22 protein-coding genes are annotated in these 23365 nt (G+C 51.0%); 12 read left to right on the top strand and 10 right to left on the bottom strand.

Translation table 11 applies throughout. The features are described 5' to 3' along the window. Window positions 1-35: 35 nt before the first annotated feature. From R2103_RS05440 to purE, 6 genes are all read right to left on the bottom strand, one after another. On the bottom strand, window positions 36-2186 hold the full coding sequence (locus R2103_RS05440; RefSeq protein ID WP_317530486.1) for a fatty acid cis/trans isomerase: 2151 nt from the start codon (window positions 2184-2186) through the stop codon (window positions 36-38). A 695-nt stretch (window positions 2187-2881) separates the two neighbouring features. Beyond that, window positions 2882-3091 (bottom strand): type II toxin-antitoxin system HicB family antitoxin, encoded by a 210-nt coding sequence (locus tag R2103_RS05435; protein ID WP_317530485.1) that lies wholly within the window; start codon window positions 3089-3091, stop codon window positions 2882-2884. Window positions 3092-3239: 148 nt separating this feature from the next. After that, window positions 3240-5705 carry a DUF4062 domain-containing protein gene (locus R2103_RS05430; protein WP_317530484.1) on the bottom strand — a complete coding sequence of 822 codons (2466 nt, stop codon included), beginning with the start codon at window positions 5703-5705 and terminating at the stop codon, window positions 3240-3242. A 126-nt stretch (window positions 5706-5831) separates the two neighbouring features. Continuing rightward, the gene (locus tag R2103_RS05425) at window positions 5832-6722 is read right to left on the bottom strand and encodes a phosphoribosylaminoimidazolesuccinocarboxamide synthase (protein WP_317532062.1); all 891 of its coding nucleotides are present in this window, start codon (window positions 6720-6722) and stop codon (window positions 5832-5834) included. 11 nt (window positions 6723-6733) lie between these two features. Next, window positions 6734-7867, bottom strand: a complete 1134-nt coding sequence (locus R2103_RS05420) for a 5-(carboxyamino)imidazole ribonucleotide synthase (RefSeq protein WP_317530483.1) — start codon at window positions 7865-7867, stop codon at window positions 6734-6736. After that, a complete protein-coding gene (purE, locus tag R2103_RS05415) occupies window positions 7867-8355 on the bottom strand; it encodes a 5-(carboxyamino)imidazole ribonucleotide mutase (RefSeq protein ID WP_317530482.1) in 489 nt (162 codons plus the stop codon). The genes R2103_RS05420 and purE overlap by 1 nt, the downstream gene beginning before the upstream one ends. 228 nt (window positions 8356-8583) lie before the next feature. Here purE and R2103_RS05410 point away from each other — a divergent pair, with 228 nt between their 5' ends. From R2103_RS05410 to R2103_RS05385, 6 genes are all read left to right on the top strand, one after another. Next, window positions 8584-9015: a biopolymer transporter ExbD gene (locus tag R2103_RS05410; protein WP_317530481.1), complete on the top strand. Its 432-nt coding sequence runs from the start codon at window positions 8584-8586 to the stop codon at window positions 9013-9015. Window positions 9016-9079: 64 nt separating this feature from the next. Next, complete coding sequence (locus R2103_RS05405) at window positions 9080-9721, top strand: superoxide dismutase (protein WP_317530480.1); 642 nt, start codon at window positions 9080-9082, stop codon at window positions 9719-9721. 11 nt (window positions 9722-9732) lie between these two features. After that, window positions 9733-10377 carry an ATP phosphoribosyltransferase gene (hisG, locus tag R2103_RS05400; protein WP_317530479.1) on the top strand — a complete coding sequence of 215 codons (645 nt, stop codon included), beginning with the start codon at window positions 9733-9735 and terminating at the stop codon, window positions 10375-10377. Between the two features lie 34 nt (window positions 10378-10411). Continuing rightward, window positions 10412-11716, top strand: coding sequence for a histidinol dehydrogenase (gene hisD, locus R2103_RS05395; protein ID WP_317532061.1), 1305 nt, complete (start codon window positions 10412-10414; stop codon window positions 11714-11716). 44 nt (window positions 11717-11760) lie between these two features. Continuing rightward, window positions 11761-12585 carry an RNA methyltransferase gene (locus R2103_RS05390; RefSeq protein ID WP_317530478.1) on the top strand — a complete coding sequence of 275 codons (825 nt, stop codon included), beginning with the start codon at window positions 11761-11763 and terminating at the stop codon, window positions 12583-12585. 50 nt (window positions 12586-12635) lie between these two features. Continuing rightward, window positions 12636-12992 carry a hypothetical protein gene (locus R2103_RS05385; RefSeq protein ID WP_317530477.1) on the top strand — a complete coding sequence of 119 codons (357 nt, stop codon included), beginning with the start codon at window positions 12636-12638 and terminating at the stop codon, window positions 12990-12992. Between the two features lie 6 nt (window positions 12993-12998). Here R2103_RS05385 and uvrB read toward each other — a convergent pair whose 3' ends face one another. Continuing rightward, the gene (uvrB, locus tag R2103_RS05380; RefSeq protein ID WP_132427534.1) at window positions 12999-15029 is read right to left on the bottom strand and encodes an excinuclease ABC subunit UvrB; all 2031 of its coding nucleotides are present in this window, start codon (window positions 15027-15029) and stop codon (window positions 12999-13001) included. A 78-nt stretch (window positions 15030-15107) separates the two neighbouring features. Between uvrB and R2103_RS05375 the strand changes: the two genes are divergently transcribed. Next, entirely contained in the window at window positions 15108-16301 is a 1194-nt protein-coding gene (locus R2103_RS05375) for a pyridoxal phosphate-dependent aminotransferase (protein WP_317530476.1), read from the top strand. Window positions 16302-16330: 29 nt separating this feature from the next. Here the strand turns inward: R2103_RS05375 and flhC are convergent, their stop codons facing one another. From flhC to R2103_RS05360, 3 genes are all read right to left on the bottom strand, one after another. Beyond that, complete coding sequence (gene flhC / locus R2103_RS05370) at window positions 16331-16867, bottom strand: flagellar transcriptional regulator FlhC (RefSeq protein ID WP_317530475.1); 537 nt, start codon at window positions 16865-16867, stop codon at window positions 16331-16333. Window positions 16868-16898: 31 nt separating this feature from the next. Then, window positions 16899-17216, bottom strand: coding sequence for a flagellar transcriptional regulator FlhD (gene flhD / locus R2103_RS05365; protein ID WP_317530474.1), 318 nt, complete (start codon window positions 17214-17216; stop codon window positions 16899-16901). 145 nt (window positions 17217-17361) lie between these two features. Next, the gene (locus R2103_RS05360) at window positions 17362-17697 is read right to left on the bottom strand and encodes a hypothetical protein (RefSeq protein WP_317530473.1); all 336 of its coding nucleotides are present in this window, start codon (window positions 17695-17697) and stop codon (window positions 17362-17364) included. A 210-nt stretch (window positions 17698-17907) separates the two neighbouring features. Here R2103_RS05360 and R2103_RS05355 point away from each other — a divergent pair, with 210 nt between their 5' ends. The 5 genes from R2103_RS05355 (at window position 17908) to R2103_RS05335 (ending at window position 23363) form a co-directional block, all read left to right on the top strand. Next, window positions 17908-18873 carry a methyltransferase domain-containing protein gene (locus R2103_RS05355; RefSeq protein WP_317530472.1) on the top strand — a complete coding sequence of 322 codons (966 nt, stop codon included), beginning with the start codon at window positions 17908-17910 and terminating at the stop codon, window positions 18871-18873. A gap of 607 nt (window positions 18874-19480) precedes the next feature. Beyond that, window positions 19481-20338 (top strand): porin family protein, encoded by an 858-nt coding sequence (locus R2103_RS05350; protein ID WP_317530471.1) that lies wholly within the window; start codon window positions 19481-19483, stop codon window positions 20336-20338. Between the two features lie 295 nt (window positions 20339-20633). Next, window positions 20634-21887, top strand: a complete 1254-nt coding sequence (locus R2103_RS05345; RefSeq protein ID WP_317530470.1) for an OFA family MFS transporter — start codon at window positions 20634-20636, stop codon at window positions 21885-21887. Between the two features lie 136 nt (window positions 21888-22023). After that, window positions 22024-22416, top strand: coding sequence for a hypothetical protein (locus R2103_RS05340; protein WP_317530469.1), 393 nt, complete (start codon window positions 22024-22026; stop codon window positions 22414-22416). After that, on the top strand, window positions 22413-23363 hold the full coding sequence (locus R2103_RS05335; protein ID WP_317530468.1) for an alpha/beta hydrolase: 951 nt from the start codon (window positions 22413-22415) through the stop codon (window positions 23361-23363). The genes R2103_RS05340 and R2103_RS05335 overlap by 4 nt, the downstream gene beginning before the upstream one ends. Window positions 23364-23365: the final 2 nt, after the last annotated feature.

Raw genomic sequence — 23365 nt, 5'->3', positions numbered from 1 at the left:
CCATTTTGCGATTTCTTACCATTTGCTTTTCAGATCTAAAAATTTTCATAGCGATTGATATCAAAAATACCTGCTATATGAGGCTCAAGTTCTTTTTGCCAGTCTGTAATGTCATGCAGGATTTCCCAGAACTGCGGATGCGTGCGCCGCACTCCCCATCTGTTCACAATATGTTCGAAGTGCTCTTCCTTTTTGGCTATGCCTAGCAGCGATACAAATTCTTCAATATTCGAGGCGGGCACATCAAAAATGAAATTCGGATAGCTGCCGGTAATGCCAGGGTATACGGTCAGACGATCCTTTTCCGGTTGATAGCGCAATTCCTCGCCCAGTATGAATGCAACGTTGCTATGCGCACGATCCCGCAACAATGTATAGACGGTGCGCTTATCCTGATCATGCCTGACTCGCACGAAAGTCACTTCCGGCAACCGGTTGATGCCAGCCAGCTCGGCCGCCGGCCGGGCTGCGATGGCGGACAACGCTTGATCCGCTTTTTGTATCCAAAGCGGTTGATCCGAACGGACACAGTTCACCGGCCCACAACGATTAATCAGATCTTCCGCCATCGCATTGACGGATTCAAAACGCTGGAGGATCCGTGACACAAGTTCCTGCTTCGGATCATCAGTTGTGAAGCGCTCCGCCGAAGGCGATACATCGTCGATTTTTTCGTAAAAAATGCCGAATTTCAGTTTGCCTGAATGTTGATACCAATCGTGCAGAATATCCGTGCGTTGCCCATCGGGAATCAAGCGCAAAAAGTTATGTTCCGAGCTATTGCGTATCAGATCGAAATACAGCCTGGTCAACAGTTGATGCGCAACATTGCCAAACACGTTGTAATTCACCACCAGAATGTAGTACGTACGTTCAAGTAACGGATAATCCATGAGCCATAGCGTTTGAGGAATATCTCCGATCAATCCCCTGGTAACCGAAGCGCTATCGTAATGACGAGTGACCGTCAGTAAGGCATCTTTATTCCGTCCATCGCCATCCCACAAATGATCCAGAGATGCGCCGCCGGGGTATTGCAATACATACTGACTGCGGCGTTGCGCCTGGTAATCGTTATGATGGCTGAGATACCGGAACCACTCCTCGCCCATCGCCAGCAGATCGTCGTTTTGCCCAGGCATTTCCAGTAACGGAATCGCTTGATGTCGATATGCGTTATTCGTAATAAAAGGATCGGATTCCGGATTCTGGAATAAAACCCAGAAACGGTCGCGCAACACATCGGTGGCAATCTGACCACGGCATACCGGTCCGTGGATAACATTGCGCACATAGTATTCGGCATCATCCAGCATGAACCGGTAACGAGCATATGCCGGAATGGCCGCAAACGTGGCGAACGGATTCACCCGTTCCGCATAGCTATAACCAGGCAAATCACCCAGCGGCCATTCCTGACTGAAAAATAATTCCTTGATGCGGCGGTATTTAGCTTGATCGAGAGGATACGGAATCCGCCGTTTGTGCAGGATGCTGCCGGAAATCTGGCGTATACGATAGAAAAATGGTTGCCCGGGATCGTCATTGGGAAATACGGTGGAGATCGGGATGATCTCCCTGCCTGGTGGTGTCGATGACCGGATTAACTCAAAAAACCGCAGCTCCCCATCCAGATCGGGAAAATACAGCGTCGCCATAAACAGGTGCTCATACAACCAGCGCGCCACCAGTTTGCCGCGCTTATCATCGCGATTGAAAAATGCTTCCCATTGATGAAGCGATTCCTTCTCGCCATCGGTCAGCGTCACCGGTTCATCGGTAATCACCGCGCCTTGCTTGACCCATCCAGACAGTAGTGCATATTCCTCATCGCTGAGTCCGGTAACGGCAAACGGCATGCCGCTGCGCGGATAATCACGAGCATAACCGGAAAACTTCTCACTGGAAACACACTGATTTTTCCGGGTAATGCCCAGCTCGATCGAGTCCGGTATTTTGCTGTTCGGTGGGAATGGATACTGTTTCGCCAGCGATATCATCCCTGCGATCAATGGTTCAGACTGTGCATTGTCGGATTGAAGAACAGAATGAAAACCACGCTCACGCCATCCCGGAACAGTCAATTCGTCAATACCCAACCGGGTGGGCGGCATGGCCTCGACTCGTGCGCCACCATAAATCGATTCGCGAAAGGCGCCACGCAACAGCCCTTCGGCATTCTCCATCTTTAGCTGACACGGCGCATCGTAACAACTATGACACGACAAGCACTTTGATTCGATGATTGGCCGGATTTCCTGGGTATAAGAAACCGGACGCTCAACCGGTGCTGGCAGTATTGCAGGGCTAGGAATCTGGTTATTGCCAGAAATTGCATCTTGATATTTTTGACAAGCAGACAATACAAAAAGCAAAACGATGAGATATATACCTGAATAAACTGTCCGCATGAAAAACCATCACTTAAATAAATTGAAAAGACTCTAGGGAAACACTGATTAATTCGGCGGACGAGATGAAGCACAAGGCGCACGGAACACAGCAACCAAGACATATCAATAAGATAGGCGAGGATGCGAGTACCGCGCAACGAAGTGATTCGCTCGTATAGCCAATTAATCAGCGTTTCCCTAGCAGATAACGAATGAATTGTTTCATGGTGCAATATAAGCACACATGCTGGATACAATGTGAATTAAATTTATTCCGTTCAGCGAGGGTGGTATTGTCACATCGAATGATGTATTGGGTTCCGATATTGTTGTTCCGGAATTTTTGTCTTGGATAATGCAGGTTTGTCCAGGTTACTTGCTACAAAATTTCGAATTCGCTTCTGGCAATTCCTGACTGGCGAATGATGGACTGAAGCGTTCCAATGCGTACTTCAGCGCACAGTTGCTGTCCGGATAAAACCCGCAGCTTACCCAACGGCAATCTCTAAGCGGGTTATATAAATCTCATCATGCAGCCGCTGCTGAATTTCCTCCGCCGATGCAGTTTCAAAAAACAATTCCAGCGCTTCCCTCAGGTTCTCACGCGCTTCTTGAACGGTATCGCCTTGACTGGCGATGTCGAGTTCAGGACAGAAAGACACATAACCGCTGCCTTCACGTTCAATGATGACGGTCATTTGTTTGTTCATAGAATATTTGGTTTGTAAAGGAAGATAAACGGGTTTTATTGTACATCGCAGTGCAAGCAAATCACATGATCGGATTCTGCATGATTCGAGCTTCAATGTGTTTGACGAAGGAAATTTTATCCCGGGTGGTGCTGGCTTATCCGGGGCACTTGCTCATTGCTCTCTCGATTTCCGACAATATTTCCTGAGCTTCTTGCAAATCACGATAACGCAGTCGCGTGAAAATCTCGACGGCGCGGCGGGCAAGAGCGAGAGCTTCATCGTTGACACGGTTTTGTTTAAACAGGGCTTTGGCAAGGCAGTGACAATCGCTGGCAATCAATTCCTGCCGCCCGACTCTTTCTGCCAGTGCGAGGGCTTCGCGGGCAAGGAACTCGGCTTCTGCCCACTGCTCGCGATCGAGGGCGAGTTCCGCCAGATTGCCTATGAGGGCGGCGACGCCTTCCTGAAAATTGATTTTCTCCGCAATGCGCAGGGCTTCGTGGTAGTCGCGCTCGGCGGCGGAGTAATCATTGCTTTCACGTTCTACTTCCGCCAGAAAGTTTAGTGTCGCAGATACACCAAGGTTTTCGGAAGAGATGGAGCGGTAAATTTCTAGCGCCTCGCGGTAGGCGATGATAGCGGTAGTGTAATCTTTTCCCAGTTTGTGACCGAGTCCACGTAGGTTAATTGCAGTTGCTTTGTTGCGCGGTGTGCTGTCCTGCCAGTGACCGGCCATACGGGCGGCGCACGCCAGCACTTCGGCGTGTTGGCTGCGGAGGTGGTATATCCATCCTGCATGATATGCTTGCCAGCCCGCATTTTCTTTATCGTTGGCAGCAATGGCACACACTTCGGCTTGTTCATGCAGATCTATACCTTCATCCCATCTGCCTGTGAAGTCGAGGAAAAACTTGAGTTGGTCACAGACCATTTGCAGACGGTAGTTATCGCCTGTCAGTAGGCGCGGAAGGGCGGCGGAGACGAGATCCCATTCGGTGTCCAGTGTGCGGAAGCCTTCGTAGTTGTCATTTCCGCCGTATTGCAGGGCGAGGGCATAGACACGATCGGTGAGGGCGTCGCCTGTTTGGGCTACAGCTTCGGGGCGGTGGGTGCGGATAAATTTCGCTGTCAGCGGAGGTAAAAAGTAGGTTTGCTGGGGCAGATCGGCGGTCAGGATGGAGCGGTCGGTCAGGTCTTCCAGCGCGGTCTCGGCGGCGCGTTCGGGCAGGTCGATCATATCCGCGATCCACTTGAGTTTGGCGGGCAAGCTGAAATGCGTCAGCGCGGCAAGGGCTTTCGTCTCGTCGGCGGTGAAGGTCTGCAGCAGGTCACCGAAGATGTATTCGAGCGGGTCATTGCCTTTGGGGGCGTTGTCTATGAAGGCGCAGGCTTCGGCAATGGTGCGGCACTGCGAGCCGTCGCGCCCCAGCTGCCCCACGATCCAACGGATAAAGAGCGGGTTGCCCTGCGTGATGGCGTACAGGTCTTCGCGCTCTTGTTGGGAGGCGCGCTGTATGCGCTGATTTTTTTTGGCAAGCTCCTCGATCAACTGCAACGATTCATCTCGCGAGAGGCGATCGAGGCGCACGATGCGCGCGTCCACATCCGTACGGCGACGGGAGGTGACTATGGCTTTGTTTCCTTCGGGCAGGCGCGAGAGGAATTGAAACAGCCGTGTGCGTTCGTCTTCAGGGAGTGTTTCCAAATTATCAAAAATGATTAACGCCTTTTTTCCAGCTAGCGCAAGGCGCAAGGTGTTGGGGCGATCATCGGGTGGAAGTTTTTCCAAACCTTCTTCTCCCAGCTCCTTGCCGAGTTCATCCAGCATGGCAAGGTAGCTCGGACGGGTAAAATCGGTCAGTTTCTTCTCGCCATCGGGCGTCAGCTCGCGCACTTTGGCGGTGATAAAAATTTTGCGCTCAAAAAGATCTGCGGGCGCGTCATGTGCGGCTTTAATCGCGAGCGCGGTCTTACCGATGCCGCCGGGTCCGTCAATCAACACGCCCCAGGTGCGAGACTCAGGAGAAAGTGCGGCAGCGATAGTTTTTAATTCTTTCTCACGCCCGACAAAAAAGCCTTCTTTCGGAAGCGTATTGCCTGTCGGTTTTGGTGGTTGGTAAATTGGCGATGTGTGCGTGGCGCTTGAGGAATGATTAGCAACAAAATGGCTTAAGGCATTGGCAACTTTGGCGCGTATATCATCGGGTGTGGTGAAGGAACCGCAGATGTGACCGGATGCGCTGTTACCAATTCTCGCCTTGAATGTGGCAAGCTTGCTTTTGCCGGGTTCGCCTTCTATCCATTTGGGAAGCCACGGCTGATTCTCTTCGTCCACCACAAAACAATAAATCCGCTTACCTTGCTTTTTGGCGTGTTCGTACTCCATCTCGGTGATGGAAATGTCCGCTCCGTCCGGTACATGGCCGTAGCGATGGGCATAGATGCCGATGAAAAGATCACTTTCTTCAATTTCGTTGAGGCAGGTGCCCAGCGGTTCCTCGGCACGCGCGCCAAAGACTTCCATCTTGACCGCTTGATAGTTTGTCCCTTCTACCGCCCGAATTGCGGCATCGCGGTAATCGATCAAGTCTTTATAGGTGGAGCTGATGAAAACTTTCATAAATAACCCTCTTGGCTCAATTGTTGAATACTGGCGAAGAGAAATTCCGGTTCGCTCAGCGACAAATTCATCAACTGATCACACACGGTATTGCAGGGATGATTTATTTTCAATGAATCCAAACCATCACTGCATCAACAGCCGCACCGCCTCTCGATACTTCTCCACCGTCTTTAGCAAAATATCCTCCGGCAATACCGGTGCGGGTGCCTTTTTATTCCAATCCTGCGTTTCCAGCCAGTCGCGTACGAATTGTTTGTCGAAGCTCGGCGGGTTTTGGCCGGGGTGGTATTGGCTGGCGGGCCAGAAGCGGGATGAATCGGGGGTGAGCACTTCGTCGATCAGGTACAGCTCGCCTTGTTCATCCAGGCCGAATTCGAATTTGGTGTCGGCGATGATGATGCCGTGTTGCAAGGCATACTCAGCGGCTTCGGAATAGAGCTGGATGGCTTTGGCGCTGACTTTGGCAGTCAATTCCCGGCCGAGTAGTTTTTCCACTTCGGTGACGGCAATGTTTTCGTCGTGCGCCCCGGCAGCGGCTTTGGTCGACGGGGTGAAAATTGCGCCACCGGGCAGTTTGTCGGCGAGTTTCAATCCGGCAGGCAGCGGAATACCGCAGATCGCGCCGGTTTGTTGGTAATCCTTCCAGCCGGAGCCGACCACGTAGCCGCGCACGATGGCTTCGATCGGTAGCGGTTTCAAGCGGCGGATCACGAAGGCGCGGCCTTCCACTTGTTCACGTTCGTTGTCTGCGACGACCGATTCCGGCGCAATGCCGGTCAGGTGGTTCGGCAGGATATGCGCGAGTTTGTCGAACCAGAATTGCGATAACGCAGTGAGGATTTTGCCTTTGCCGGGCACGGCGGTCGGCAGGATGACGTCGAACGCCGACAGGCGGTCGGTTTGCACGATCAGCAATTTGTCGTCGCCGACGGCGTAGATGTCGCGGACTTTGCCGCGATGTAAAAACGGCAGGCTTTTGATCGAGGTTTCAAACAATGCGGAGGTGCCGGTCATAAGTTTCCGTTTCAATGAGGTTCAAGTTGTTTTTTGATGTGCAGCGCGTCGTGCAATGCGGTGGCGGTATCGGTGCTCAATACGGTGTAATGCCCCATCTTGCGCCCCGGGCGCGCTTCGCTTTTGCAGTACAGGTGCAATTTGGCCGATGGATGTTGCAACACGACATTCCAATCGGGTTCACCGTTGTGCCACACATCGCCGAGCAGATTGATCATCACCGCGGCGCTGTGTTGCGTCGTAGCGCCGAGCGGCAAACCGCACAGCGTGCGCACTTGCTGCTCGAATTGCGACGTGACGCAGGCGTTGATTGAATAATGTCCGCTGTTGTGCGGACGCGGCGCGATTTCGTTGATCAGCAGCGTATCGTCGTGCAACACAAAAAATTCCACGCACAGCACACCCCGGTAATTCAGTTTTTTAACCACCTGCCCCGCAATATCTTGCGCTTGCGAGGCTAATTGCGGCGAAATTCTCGCCGGAACGATGCTGACATCCAGGATGCCGTTGACATGCTGATTCTCGGCGACCGGAAACGTTTGCATTTCGCCAGCGCTGCCGCGTGCCACGACCACCGAGATCTCGCTTTTCAGCGGCATGAATTTTTCCAGCACGCACACGGCATGATTCAACTGCTCATACGCCGCCAGTAATTCCGCGCCGCTGGATACCTTGATCTGTCCTTTACCGTCGTAGCCGAACTGACTGACTTTCAGAATACCGGGCAGCAACTCCGCGGCATCCTGATCGGCAAAGTCATCCGCCTGCTGTATGACCGCAAACGGGGCGACGGCAAAGCCATTGATACCGAGAAATTGTTTTTCCGCAATTCTGTTTTGCGCGACCGAAACGCTGTATGCATCCGGGCTGACGACACAGGATTTGGCCAGTTTTCGCAGCGAATTCGCGGGGATGTTTTCAAATTCGGTGGTTATCGCCGCGCATTGGCTGCCGAGTTTTTCCAGCGCCGCTTGATCGGCATAACCTGCGCAGATGAAATCGTCCGCAACTCGCCCGGCCGGGCTGCCGCTATCCGGATCCAGCACCGTGACTGGGTAGCCCATTTGCTGCGCGGCTTGCACGAACATGCGCCCGAGCTGCCCGCCTCCCAGCACACCGAGCATCGCGCCAGGCATGATCGCCATTATTCCGGCAACTCGGCGTTAAGTACGGATTCGGTTTGTTTCCGCCGGTACTCGTCCAGCTGCGCGCTCAATTCACTGTTATTCACCGCCAGTAGCGCCACCGCAAACAATCCAGCATTGGCCGCCCCGGCTTCGCCGATGGCAAACGTGGCAACCGGTATGCCTTTCGGCATTTGCACAATCGACAGCAATGAATCCAAGCCTTGCAGATGTCTGGAATTCACCGGTACGCCCAGCACCGGCAGCGTAGTTTTGGCCGCAATCATGCCCGGCAGATGCGCCGCGCCGCCCGCACCGGCGATGATGCATTGAATGCCACGCGCCTTGGCTTCTCCGGCGAACTGAAACAGTAAATCCGGCGTGCGATGCGCCGAAACCACCTTGGCCTCGTAGGCGATATGAAATTCATCCAGAATAGCCACCGCATGCTGCATCACATCCCAATCGCTTTTACTTCCCATCACTACGCTGATTAATGGTTTAATCATTTCACTGTAACTGGCAAAAAATTAAAATTAAATATCCAAGAGAATGTTGTACTATCACACCCTGAAAGCCCGGCTGGCTATTTTATAAGTCTGTGCAATAATCGTGTAATTTATTTCGATCACTGCAACAAAAAACACAACTGGTATTATACTCACCTGATTTAATAGCGAGCTTTTCATTGATTTGCGTTTAAAACGTTACGAGCTATCAATACGACCGGCATTTGCATGAATTTTCAACGCGGAAAACAAAATAACGATCCGGAAATCAATCTGATACCGATGATCGATGTATTATTGGTGATTTTGATTTTTTTGGTGGTGACGACGACCTATTCAAAATTTGCCGAGCTTGAAATCAGTTTGCCGGAAACCAGCGCGGAACAAGTCGATAAAAATATCGAGAAACCGAACAATATCGATATCACGGTAAGCGCGCTGGGCGATTACACCATCAACCGGGTAGCCATTAAATCCGCCACTATCGAGAGTCTGCGCGATGCCTTGATGGCTGCGGCCAAGAATCAGCCGGATCCGTTCATCATCATCAATGCGGATGCGAAGGCGACGCACCAATCGGTGATCACGGTAATGGAAGCGGCGCGCTTGGCAGGCTACAATAAAATCACGTTCACCACGGAAACGAACAATATCCCCTAAGGGAAGTGATCAAATGTTTGATTTGTTAAAAAATTACACCAAAAAACTCACTAAGGAGACCCATATGTCCACTATCAATGTCGATAATTTTTCCCAAGCCGCTCAAGCCGGTACACAATATATTTTGGCGCCTCTGCCCTACGCAAACACTGCGCTGGATCCGGTCATTAGCGCCAACACGCTGAGTTTTCACTATGGCAAGCACCACAAAACCTATGTCGATAACTTGAATAATCTGCTGGCAAATAGTGATCTGGCCGGTAAATCGCTGGAGGATATTATCCGCGCATCCGCCGGGCAAGCAGACAAAGCCGCGATTTTCAATAACGCCGCGCAAGTCTGGAACCATATGTTCTATTGGCATAGCCTGAAACCGAACGGCGGCGGCGAACCTTCCGCAGCACTGAAGCAAAAAATCGAAGCATCGTTCGGCAGTCTGGAAGCATGCAAAAAAGAATTCGCGCAAGCGGCGCTGACACAGTTCGGCAGCGGCTGGGCGTGGCTGGTTGTGGACGGCGGTAAAATCGCCATCGCTAAAACCGGTAACGCGGAAACACCGATCACCAAGAATATCCGCCCCCTGCTGACTATCGATGTATGGGAACACGCTTATTACCTGGATTATCAAAACCGCCGCGCCGATTACGCCAATGCGATTTTGGATAAATTAATCAATTGGGACTTCGCGGAAGCTAACCTCGGATAATTCCGGATTTTATGACTGATATCACGATCGCCCTGTCAAAAGGGCGAATTTTTGAAGACACGGCGCCACTGTTAAAAGCGGCGGGTATCGTTGCGCTGGACGATCCCGAATCGTCGCGCAAATTGATTCTATCCACTAACCGGGCCAATGTCCGCCTGATTATCGTGCGCGCCTCGGATGTGCCGACTTATGTGCAATATGGCGCGGCCGATCTGGGCATTGCCGGGAAGGATGTGCTGCAGGAACATGGCGGCGCCGGGCTGTATCAACCACTGGATCTGAATATCGCGCGCTGCCGTATGATGGTGGCTGTACCCAATGGTTTCGATTACGACTCCGCCGTGCGTCAAGGCGCACGGTTACGCATCGCCACCAAATATGTGCAAACCGCGCGCGAACACTTTGCCGCAAAAGGCGTGTATGTCGATCTGATCAAGTTGTACGGTTCGATGGAACTGGCGCCTTTAGTCGGACTGGCCGATGCCATCGTCGATCTCGTGTCCAGCGGTAACACCTTAAAAGCCAATAATCTTGTCGCAGTAGAAGAGATTATGCAGATTTCATCCCGGTTGATTGTCAACCAGGCTGCACTGAAACTGAAACAGGATGCCATTCAGCCGGTGCTGGATGCATTTTCCGCTGCGGTGAAAAAGTAGATCGCCGTGCGCATCTGAAACCACTCATACCATGATTCAAATAAAACGATTCAATTCCACCGACTCCGATTTCAATGCCTGTCTCGACAAACTCCTGGCTTTTGAAAATGCGCAGGATGATGCCGTCGATGTCACGGTTGCCAACATCCTCGCCGATATCCGCAGCCGTAAGGATGCCGCGCTGATCGAATACACCAATCGTTTCGACCGGCTGACCATTCAATCCGCCAAAGACCTCGAGCTGACGCAGGATCAATTGCAGCATTCGTTAGCAACATTGCCGGATGCGGAACGGACTGCATTACAGCAAGCAGCGGAACGGGTGCGCAGCTATCATGAGAAACAACCGCTCAGTTCTTGGCAATACACCGATGCCGATGGCACATTGCTGGGGCAAAAAGTGACCGCGCTGGATCGTGCAGGTCTTTATGTGCCAGGCGGCAAAGCTTCGTATCCGTCGTCGGTGCTAATGAATGCGATCCCGGCCAAAGTCGCCGGTGTACAAGAATTGATCATGGTTGTTCCTACCCCGGATGGCGAACGCAATGATATGGTGCTGGCAGCCGCGGCCATTAGCAAAGTGGATCGCGTTTTCACCATCGGCGGCGCGCAAGCGATCGGCGCATTGGCGTACGGCACCGAAACCGTGCCGCCGGTCGACAAAATCGTCGGCCCTGGCAATGCGTACGTTGCAGCGGCCAAACGCCGGGTGTTCGGTATCGTCGGTATCGATATGGTGGCCGGGCCTTCTGAAATCCTGGTGATTTGCGACGGCAAAACCAATCCCGACTGGATTGCGATGGATTTGTTTTCCCAAGCGGAACATGACGAGCTGGCACAGTCGATCTTGTTGTCGCCGGATGCGGAATTTCTCAATCAAGTCGCACAAAGCATTAACCGTCAATTAGCGGCAATGCCACGCCACAGCGTCATCCGCGCTTCGCTGGAAAATCGCGGCGCATTGATTCAGGTGCAAGATCTCGACGAAGCTTGTGCGATCGCTAACAAAATCGCACCGGAACACTTGGAGTTATCGGTTGAGCAGCCGGAAAAATGGGTCGATAAAATCCGCCATGCCGGTGCTATTTTTCTTGGCCGTCATGCTTGCGAAGCGTTGGGCGATTATTGCGCCGGCCCCAATCACGTGCTGCCGACCTCACGCACTGCGCGCTTCTCGTCGCCACTTGGTGTTTACGATTTTCAAAAACGCAGCAGTCTGATTCAAGTATCGCAGCAAGGCGCCGCAAAGCTCGGGAAAATTGCATCGATACTGGCCAACGGCGAAGGATTACAGGCGCACGCAAAATCGGCGGAATATCGCTATATCAAGCACCGGTAATGACGCATAGCGTGAACTGATCTTTCATAGCGGATTTGCACCTCATGCCCGTCATTACGTCACGCGATCACCCGCTCATCAAACAACTGATCAGACTGGAAGAATCGTCGCAATATCGCAAGAAAACCGGCTTAACGCTGCTCGACGGCATCCATCTGATTCAGATCTATTGCTCCGTGTTGGGCGCTCCGGAAAATCTGATTGTCAGCCAGGCTTATATTGACGATGCCGAGAATGAGCACTTTCTCACCATTCTTTTCGGCCATACCCCTCCCAAATTGACGGTGGTCAGCAATCTCTTATTCCGTGAGATATCTCCGGTTAAAACGCCATCCGGTATCCTCGCGCTGATTGCGCTTCCCGGATTGAAAAAGGATGTCAGTAACGGGAAGGAGATGTTCAGCGTTCTGCTGGAAACCATCCAGGATCCCGGCAACCTGGGCTCAATTCTGCGTTCCGCCGCTGCCGCCAACGTTAAGGATGTTTACTTGTCCAAGCAATGCGCCGATGCCTGGTCGCCCAAAACGCTCAGAGCCGCGATGGGGGCGCACTTTTTTTTGCACATTCATGAAGACAGTGATTTGCAAAAGGTCGCACAGCAATTTTCCGGAACAGTCATTGCCACATCGATACAAGCCAACCGGAATCTTTTTGAAATCTCTCTGGTTGGCCCCACCGCTTTTGTATTCGGTAACGAAGGCGCTGGATTGTCCAAAGAAATGATCCAGGCAGCAGACGAAAATATCGTGATTCCCATGCCCGGTAAAACCGAATCATTAAATGCGGCAGCCGCGGCGGCCATTTGTTTTTTTGAAAAGGTCCGCCAGGACAGAGCATACGCGGCGTCAACCGCTATTGGAACAAAATAACAGGCGGTGTATGATACCGCACCCATCAAAACAGTCACTTTGGAGCACTTATGAAATTTTCTTCTTTATCTCTCATCGCCCTGATGGGATGTTTGTTGTTCAGTTCCGCCCAGGTCATGGCCATTCACCATGAACCGCAAGATTCCCAGTCACCGCATGCATCCAGCGGAAAAGTGGCGAACAACGAAGGAACCGTTGTCGATATCATCGATACTACCGGCTATACCTACATGGAATTGGAAAATGCCGGCAACCGCTTCTGGATCGCCGCACCGACGACTAAAGTGAACAAGGGCGATCGCATTCGTTTCGTTCAAGACATGGTCATGACCAACTTCACCAGCAAAACGCTGAACCGCACTTTCGGCACGCTCGTTTTCGTTTCTTCCACCGAAGTGAAGAAATAATCCTACTTACGCGACATCGGTAAAACCAATCAGCAATTTGTTTTTAAGGCTTTTTAGTTCATCCCGGTACTGTGCCGCTTGTTCGAATTCCAGATTCTTGGCGGCACTCAGCATTTTCTTCTCAACCCGCTGAATCTCTTTGGCTAGTTGCGCTTCATTCATCGCGTCATAACGCGCCTGCACTTGCGCGGCCTTGAGATTCTGTTGTGCGGATTCATGGTTATAGACGCCGTCGATCAGGTCTTTAATCCGTTTATGTACCGATCGCGGCGTGATGCCATTTTGCAGATTATGCTCCACCTGCTTTTGCCGCCGCCGGTTAGTCTCATCTATGGCAACGCGCATCGAGCGGGTAATGCGATCGGCATATAAAATCGCCGTGCCATTGATATGGCGCGCCGCCCGGCCGATGGTCTGAATCAATGATCGCTCCGAACGCAGAAAACCTTCCTTATCGGCATCCAGTATCGCCACCAGCGACACTTCGGGAATATCCAGTCCTTCGCGTAACAGGTTGATCCCAACCAGCACGTCGAATTGTCCCAGACGCAAATCGCGGATAATTTCCACGCGCTCGACGGTGTCGATGTCGGAATGCAAATAACGCACTTTGATTTGGTGATCGGAAAAATAATCGGTCAAATCTTCCGCCATGCGTTTGGTCAGCGTGGTGACCAGCACGCGTTCGTTCTTGGCGGTGCGCAAATGAACTTCCGACATTAAATCGTCCACTTGCGTGGCGACCGGGCGCACTTCAATGACCGGATCCACCAGACCGGTCGGACGCACCACCTGTTCCACCACCCGACCGCTATGCTGCTTCTCATAATCGGCGGGGGTTGCCGAGACAAACACGGTTTGCCGCATCCGTTTCTCGAATTCCTCGAACCGCAGCGGACGGTTATCCAATGCGGACGGCAGGCGGAAACCATAATTCACCAGATTTTCCTTGCGCGAGCGGTCCCCTTTGTACATCCCGCCGATCTGCGGCACAGTGACATGACTTTCATCGATAATCATCAGCGCATCGGGCGGCAAATAATCGAGCAGTGTGGGTGGCGGTTCACCGGGGTTTTTGCCGGACAGATGACGGGAATAATTTTCAATCCCTTTGCAGAAACCCAATTCGTTGAGCATTTCCAGATCGAAGCGCGTGCGTTGCTCCAGGCGTTGCGCTTCGACCAGCCGGTTTTCCTGATAGAAATACTCCAGCCGTTCGCGCAATTCGGTTTTGATGGTTTCCATCGCGCGCAACGTGGTGCTGCGCGGCGTGACATAGTGACTGGAAGGATAGACGGTGAAGCGCGACAGTTTTTGCAGCATACGGCCGGTGAGCGGATCAAACAGCGACATGCTGTCGACTTCGTCGTCGAACAGCGACACGCGCAAAGCCGCTTCCGAGCTTTCCGCCGGAAAAACATCGACCACATCGCCGCGCACGCGAAAAACACCGCGTTTGAATTCCAGCTCGTTACGATCGTATTGCATCTCGGTCAGGCGCTTGATAATGTCGCGCTGCGAAATTTTCTCGCCGCTGCGCAAGTGCAGAATCATGCCGTGATAATCCACCGGGTCGCCGATACCGTAGATGCACGACACCGTCGCCACGATGATGGCATCATCGCGTTCCAGCATCGATTTGGTCGCGGACAAGCGCATTTGCTCGATATGTTCGTTGATACTGGAATCTTTTTCGATAAACAGATCACGCGCCGGAACATACGCCTCAGGCTGATAATAATCGTAGTACGAGACGAAATACTCGATGGCGTTTTCCGGGAAAAATTCGCGCATTTCCGCGTACAGCTGCGCCGCCAGCGTTTTATTCGGCGCGATCACGATGGCCGGACGGCCCAAACGCGCGATCATGTTGGCAATCGTATACGTTTTACCAGATCCGGTAACGCCCAATAATGTTTGATACGCCAAGCCGTCGTTTATGCCTTCGACCAATTGCGCAATTGCAACCGGCTGGTCTCCCGCGGGAGCGAACGCTTGATGTAATTTGTACGGACTATTGGGGAAGGTTGCGATCACAGGTATAATTCCATCATTGAATTGTTTCTTTGTGTCATTTTAACATGCCGGTCTATCTATTTTAGTGCGAGGATTTTTGTGGAACTCTCTAACCGCGTTCAAACCATCAAGCCATCTCCTACTCTTGCTGTCACCGCCCGGGCTGCGAAACTCAAAGCCGAAGGTAAAGACATCATTGGATTGGGAGCGGGCGAACCCGATTTTGATACCCCTCAGCACATTAAGGATGCCGCTATTGCCGCGATCAATAAAGGTCAAACCAAATACACGGCGGTTGGCGGCACACCCGGTCTGAAAAATGCCATTGTGGCGAAGTTCAAACGGGAAAATAATTTTGTCTTCGATGCCAAACAAATTCTGGTTTCCTGCGGCGGTAAACAGAGCTTTTTTAATCTGGCATTGTCGGTGATCAATCCCGGCGACGAAGTCATCATTCCGGCACCGTATTGGGTTTCTTATCCCGACATTGTGTTAATCGCGGAAGGCAAGCCGGTTTTCATCAATACCGGCATCGAGCAGAATTTCAAAATTTCCGCGGCACAATTGGAAGCCGCGATCACCCCGAAAACCAAAATGTTTGTCATCAATAGTCCGAGTAATCCATCCGGAGCGGTTTACACACTGGATGAACTGAAAGCATTGGGGGAAGTGTTACGCAAGCATCCGCAGATTCTGATCGCTACGGACGATATGTACGAGCATATTCTGTTATCGGGTCAGAAATTTATTAACATCGTCAACGCCTGCCCGGAATTATTTGCCCAGACCGTGGTTCTGAATGGCGTTTCCAAGGCGTATTCGATGACTGGATGGCGTATCGGCTATTGCGGCGGACCTGCGCACATTATTACCGCCATGGAGAATATTCAATCGCAAAGCACGTCCAACCCAAGCTCTATTTCGCAAGCAGCGGCTGAAGCGGCATTGAACGGTGATCAGTCCTGTATGAATCCGATGATCGCGGCGTTCAAGGAACGCAATATTTTTGTTACCGAGCAACTGAATCAAATTAACGGTGTGCGTTGCTTATCTTCCGACGGCGCTTTTTATGCCTTTGCGGATGCCCGCCAATCGATCGATGATCTCTACAAGAAAAACCTGATTGGCGCACCAAACGATATCGCGTTTAGCGAATATCTGCTGGAAAAATCCGGGGTTGCCGTAGTTCCCGGTTCCGCTTTCGGATGTGACGGCTACATGCGTTTGTCTTTCGCCACATCAATGGATAATTTAAAGCAAGCGCTCAGCCGCATCAAAGACCTGCTGAAATAACCGGATTGACTTGGCAAATTTATGTTTTTCTAGTGCAAATTAGCAAGCGCTGCTTTTTTCGTTTTCCCAGCACGCGAAGGAATATTGCACAAACCGCACACATGGTTGGAATGAATCTCCAGTGAGTGCACGACAAAACTGCCGTGACAATTCACACAAGGCGCTATGCACAATACGCCGCTTTCCACAAAACGCACCAGAGTCCATGCGCGGGTCAAACTTAACACTTTCTCGAGTTGATGGACCGTGATGTGCTCGGTATAGAGCCGGTAACTCTTAATCAGCGCATCGATGCCGTCAATCCCGGTATTTTTCGTTACATAATGATAGATATTGATAAATAACGAAGAATGCATATTCGGTTGCCAGCTCATGAACCAATCCTCCGAATACGGCAGCATCCCTTTAGGTGGCGATACCCCTCTGATTTCCTTATAAAGTTTAACCAGTCTTTCACGGCTCAGATCGGTATTCATTTCCAGAACCTGTAACCGGGCACCCAATTCAATTAATTCTGTCGCCAACTGAATTTGCTTGGCTTCGGTGATAATGCTTCGATTGCGCATGATATTACTCCCTGATTTCGTCTATTGAATGCTATGCAATCGCTTCTGCCGGTTTTCCTGCCATTAGAATCGCGGCATGCGATTTGGTAACCGATTGGTCGCGGGAATCGTTGGACAGCATATCGGCAATCAATCGATCGTCAAAGCGGAAACGGCACAGTAACATATTGGAAGCCGCCATTTTGATCAGCTGTGCTGAACTCAGTTTTTCCAGTATATCAGCAATATCCTGATTAATTCCCAATCGATACATGGCGGCTACTCTGTCATCCCGCAACATCTGTTTAGCCAGCAGCAAATAACTTAAATTGATATCTCTGATTTCGTCTAGCAGTTGATTGGTTTCCATTTCATCACCCTTTTTAATTGAAAATATTTGAATTAAAACACCGTAACGCACAGGTGAGATTTTCAATTATGGGGCAGTGGAAGTAAATGGAAGATGAGCTTAATCGAGGTTAGGTAATCTTCTCATCAAAATGTAGGAATTTTACCTACAGAAGAAGCGCTTCATAGAACGGGATTGGAAGACTCGTTGCTGACTGCCGGGATACGCCAAGAAACTTGAGTCTCCTGACCAAGACTACAGCCTCGGCAATAATCTCCAGATTTGCAAGATCGGCAATACTATCACGTGTTATAGAACAGTCTATCTTAGGAATACCGGCGGAAAAGTGTTCTAAATTGCTAAAAATGCAAAATCCATCGGTACCGTGATCGATTGAGATACCCATCGCATCGGATGGATACCACGCGGCAACATTATTTTCCTGTTCATCCCGCACTTGAGCTACAGAGGAACCAACGCTCATTGTGATTTTCTCTTCCACTTCCGGAAATTCCGGCAAATACTAAGTTGTGACTATTTTCAGGCACGGCAATTTTTGCCGGGTTTGCCGCTTGTTTGCACAAAAAAATTAAATATAAAAACGCAAACATAGTCTCTATATGCTTTGCTGCAGACTGGCATGATCGTTGCTCTTAGCATGTACAACAAAGTTTCCATTATTAACCGCAGCACTTATCGATCAGGAATTCCTATGCAAAATAAATTTGAGAGCTTGGAACTCGGCCAATTCATTCCTCTGCACTATCACCACAATATGCTGAACGACACTGCCCGCATGCAAGGGTTTAAAGATGCGATTGACCTCGCCGTCCAGCCGGGCGCCAAAGTGCTGGAACTGGGGGGCGGCACCGGCGTGCAATCGTTCTTTGCCGCACAAAAAGCGCAGAAAGTTTATTGTGTCGAGCGCAACCCGGAACTGATTAGCGCCGCGCGCAATCTGCTGGCGCAAAACAGTAACGGAGACAAAGTGGAAGTAATTCAGGCCGATGCCATGCATTACCTGCCGCCGGAACCGGTCGATGTGGTGATTTGTGAAATGCTGCATACCGGTCTGCTCCGCGAAAAGCAAATGCCGGTGATCGATTCGTTCAAACAACGTTACTTGAAGAAATTTGGCGGACCATTGCCTGCCTTTATTCCCGAAGCAAGCATTCAGGCGATCCAACCCATGCAACACGATTTTCATTTTGCAGGATTCTACGCACCCACCATCCAGTTCCAGAACCCCTACGCCACTCAGGAACGCAGCAAGGGCTTGGGAGATCCCGAAGTATTCCAATTACTGGCCTATGCCGAACCGTATAGCCAAACTTGCCAATGGGACGGGGAAATTCTGATTACCGAAGACGGTCAACTTAATGCCTTGCGGCTCATTACCAAGAATTTACTGGCCATCAATATGGCAACATGCAGCACCATCGATTGGCACACGCAATACATCGTCTTTCCGTTAGCCGAACCCATCAAAGTTTCCAGAGGCGACCAAGTTTCCATCCGCTTCAGTTACCAAGGTGGCGCACCCCTGAATGCCCTGACGGATTCACTACAAGTCCGCCTAATAAGCAAGCAAACCCCAGTATTGGAATTTGCTATGGAAGCAATGAATCGCTCAACAGAATTTCGCCCACAAGCCGCTGAAAATGCCAGTATCCTGTAATCACTTCTAACGGTATCAAATCTTTCCGGAGCCTTGCCAGGCGTCGCTTGGCAAGGCTCAATCATGTGCCGGAGCAGCTGTTCTGTTCGCTCCTAAAAAACCGTATTTCATTCTACCCTTCGCTAATTTCTCCCGCCAAACCCTCTTCAATACGCCGCACTCTTAACAAAAAATTCACATTTATAACCCTAGCAAACGAACCGATTGCTGTAATCACCTCTAAAGGCATAAAATCTTTCCAGAGCCTTGACAGATGTCGCTTGGCAAGTCTCAATGGAGTGCTGGAACAGTCGTTTTGTTCGCCCTTAAAAACCCGGATTTCATTCTAATCTTCGCTAATTTTCTCCCGGCAAACCGTCTTCAATACCCGTGATTCTTAACAAAGAATTAACATTTAGGCCCTTATACTGGCCGCCCAATCAAAATGAAAGAGAGAAGCAAGGCATGCGACCTGATTAACAGCTGGATTGAGTCAGCAAGTGGAAGCTTCCATGCAATTTGATTGGAAATAAAATAACCTACTAAAATGAAAGGAAGTCTGAATGAAAAACATTCTTAACGAGGTACGTTCCGTTTTATTCGTTGGTGTGATTTTTTTTTTGGTAGTGTGGCCTCATCTCAGGTTCTGGCACAAGATGCGGTAGCGCAACGGATTAAAGAACTGGAAGAACGATTGCGGGCCATGCAGAGTGGCATGCAAACGATGCAAAATGAACTGGAAAGCTTGAAAATTCAATCTTCCCAGGTAACCGGGAAAGTTGAAAAAATTCAACAAAACCCGCAAAACCAACAAACCCCTCAGCCAACTGAAAAAGTTGGAAAAGTCTCGCAAACAGCAAGTTCAGCAGAAACAAATCAAGAAGATCAAAAGAAAAGCAATATGGTATTTTTCCGTGGTGGCTTTGCGCATAGCTCGCAACATCGCGATGGCATGGTATTCCATAGTGATGTGGTCTCTGCCGGTGCACAAGACCGGCCCGATAAGAATGGCTGGTATTTCGGTGCCGGTTTCGATTGGAATCTCACCAAGAATGCCTGGGATCTGGCACCTAGAACCAATGTGTTAGCTGAATTGATGTTCGAGTACAAAGAATTCAGCTCACATGTGCAAGGTAATGCGTTGGCCAATATGCCGACCCAACTGATCGGCGGCGCCATCAATCCACACAGCGTGACAGTCAGCCAACTATCAATTTATGCATCGCCCAAAATCAAGTTTCTTGAAGGCAACCGGTTCAGGCCGTGGATCATTCCGGCCGGTTTCGGCATGCACATCATCAGCCCGCCGGGCGAATCGGCCTCCTTTTTTATTCCCGGCGTCGTATTTGCCGGAGGAGCGGAATATCGAGTCTGGAAAGATTTTTACGCCGGTGTCGACGCTCGTTACCATATTACCGGTGGTAAAAAAGATGGTATCAATGTCGATGGCTTGACGGCTGGCGGTTATTTAGGCATCGGCTTCTAACGTTCACATTTCATCAAACGATCTGAAGTCCCATGAAGTGAGGTAAGTGGCAATGCCGCTCACCTCGCTCGAGTGGGTAAATCAGCCGATTTAATACCTGCATCATCCATTTCAAGTGCCAGTGGCATACAACTAATACGGCTTCACTCCGCTCATTAACCATCCCGCCGGGAAACATGTTAACTTCCCGTTGCAATAATTGCAGCTATCACCCGGATTAACGCCCGCAGAAACCGAGAACCGGTAAGATCAGCAAAAAGCAGCGGTTAAAAAACAACAATGGATAAAAACTGAGATGACCCGGCACGATTTGAAATTATTCGGTATGGAAGCGGCAAAAGGCCGCTGGGTGTTTGTGGCGATCGGGTTATTGATCAATGTGTGCCTGGGATCGATTTATGCCTTCAGCGTTTTCCGGAAACCATTGGAAGCTTTGTGGGGGATCACGTCGAGCCAGAGCGGATATCCGTTCATGGTGTTTCTGGCGGTATTTGCCGTTGCGATGCCGCTGGCGGGCAATCTGATCGAGCGCTGGGGACCGAGAATAACAGCTACACTCGGCGGTTTACTGGCGGGAGCCGGGTGGATCGCGGCAAGTTTTTCCACGGATATCGCCACTTTAACGTTGTTGTACGGGGTCATCGGCGGCGCCGGGGTCGGCATCGTGTACGGCTGCCCGATTGCCGTCGTGGTCAAATGGTTTCCACGCCACAGCGGGCTGGCGATTGGATTGACCGTCATGGGTTTCGGCGTATCGGCATTATTGATTGCACCGCTGATGAAAGCGATGATTCTGCAACCGGAGATCGGGATCATGCATACGTTTCTGTATCTTGGTATTGCATTCACCATCGTCATCGCCCTGCTGGCGCAGTTATTGCGTTTCCCGCCGGACGCATGGAATCCTGCCGGATCCGGCACGCTGAACGCGGCACCGGTTCCGCCCGCTTTGAATATAAACCGGCAAGCCATGCTAAAAACCACCCGCTTTTATGCGCTATGGGCAACGTACACGATCGGTTGCCTGGCCGGATTGATGTCGATCGGCATCGCATCGCCGTTCGGTACCGAAGTGGCACAGTTGGACGCGCCCACCGCAGCGCTTGCGGTGTCATTGTTTGCGGTATTCAACGGACTGGGGCGGCCGCTGTTCGGCGCGTTAACCGATAAGCTCGGCCCGAAGCATACCGCGATGGTTTCGTTTACCTTGATCCTGAGCGCGTCTTTGCTGCTGTTCTTTTTCGGACAAGGTAACGCCATGCTGTATCTGCTGGCATTCTGCGTACTGTGGATGTGCCTGGGCGGATGGCTGGCGCTGGCGCCCACCGCCACCGGCATTTTCTTTGGAAAACTGCACTATGCGCAAAATTACGGTGTGATGTTTACCGCCTACGGTGCAGGCGCCATCTTGGGAACGCTGCTGTCCGGCAGCATCAAGGACATCACTGGCAGCTATCTGCATGCATTTGCCATTGTCGCGGGATTGGCGGTTCTCGGGATGCTGATCGCCGCAATAGGACTCAACGCACCGGATAAACGCACATCTTGAACTTGCCGCTGACCGCAGCGGCTCCACGGCCTGCCGCCGCTGATCTTCACTTTCATCCCGGTTGATAACAATTCATTTCGTTTTAAATCTCCCCGTGATAACCTTCAACAAGGAATGATCAGGGGAAAGCAATCAAATGGATAAATTGGGACTTCCGATTGTTTTATTGGCGGCTTTATGGGGTGCTGTCAATACGACATTGAGTTTCTTTCAATTCATCAACGCCAGACGGGACATGGTGTTTGAATTGATCGACAAATGCGGTTATTGCCCGGAACAAACGCTCGGTCCGGTGGAAATCTATCTGACCAACCTTCTGCCGCTTACGATCGGAAACATCATTTTTCTTTACCTGATCAGCTATGTCATTTTATCCATTCCACGCCACATGAAGATTGAAAATGAAGATGAGGCCAAACGGCTCAAGACCGCATGCAATTACATTGCGGTATTGCCTATTTTTGGCGCACTCTCATTTTGCGGCGGCGGGGTATTCGATCTGGTGATGCTGATTCACGCCTTGAAATGAGAAAAAATCTCCTCCCGGCACTCGCGCTGCTACTGGCGGTTTTAACTTCCGGCGGCTGTGCTGTCATGGATAAAAACATTCCCGGCTGGGCGCAATACCAGAATCTGGACAAAACCAACGCACTGAAACTGGCATCCCAGAGCACCGGGACCGGCGAACCGGTATTGCTGATTCATGGTTTTGGCGCAAGCAGTTATAGCTGGCGTCATGTGATTGAACCGCTGGCGCAAAAGAACCGGGTCATCACTATTGACTTGAAAGGCTTCGGCGATTCTCCGAAACCGCGCGATGATGCGTATTCCGTTTACGAGCAAGCCAGACTGGTGAGAAACTTCATTCTCGAAAACAATTTAAAAAATCTCCACATCATCGGCCATTCCTATGGTGGCGGAGTCGCATTGGCGGTATCGATCTATTTGTCGGCATCCAATCCGGGGCTGCAAAAAAGCCTGGTGCTCATCGATAGCGTTGCCTACCCGCAGGAACTGCCCGGTTTCGTAAAAATACTCGCAACCCCGGTACTTGGGCCATTGATCACTTATGCCGTGCCCAATACCTTCCAGGTGAAGAATCTGTTGAAGATCGTGTATTTCAACGATGATCTCATTCCGCAAGAAGCCATCGACCACTACGCCGCCGATCTCGGCAAACCCGACGCCAAATATGCGCTGCTCACGTCGGTGCGGCAAATGCTGCCAACCGATTTGCAGCAATTCTCGGAAAACTACGCCAGTCTGACCATTCCCACCCTGATTGTCTGGAGCCGGGAAGATGAAATCGTGCCGCTGGCTGTCGGCAAAAGGCTGCATGAAAATATACCGGATTCAAAGCTCGTCATCATGAGCGGTGTCGGTCACGCCGTGCAAGAAGAAAAGCCATCGCTGCTTTTGCCGCACTTGCGCAGTTTCCTGGAAGCCGTATCGCACCGCATGGCCATCGCCCCCTGAAC

It is taken from the genome of Nitrosomonas sp. Is24 (assembly GCF_033063335.1).
Taxonomy (GTDB): domain Bacteria; phylum Pseudomonadota; class Gammaproteobacteria; order Burkholderiales; family Nitrosomonadaceae; genus Nitrosomonas.
Note: the sequence above shows the minus strand (reverse complement) of the source record. Positions and strands in the feature narration are given on the sequence as shown.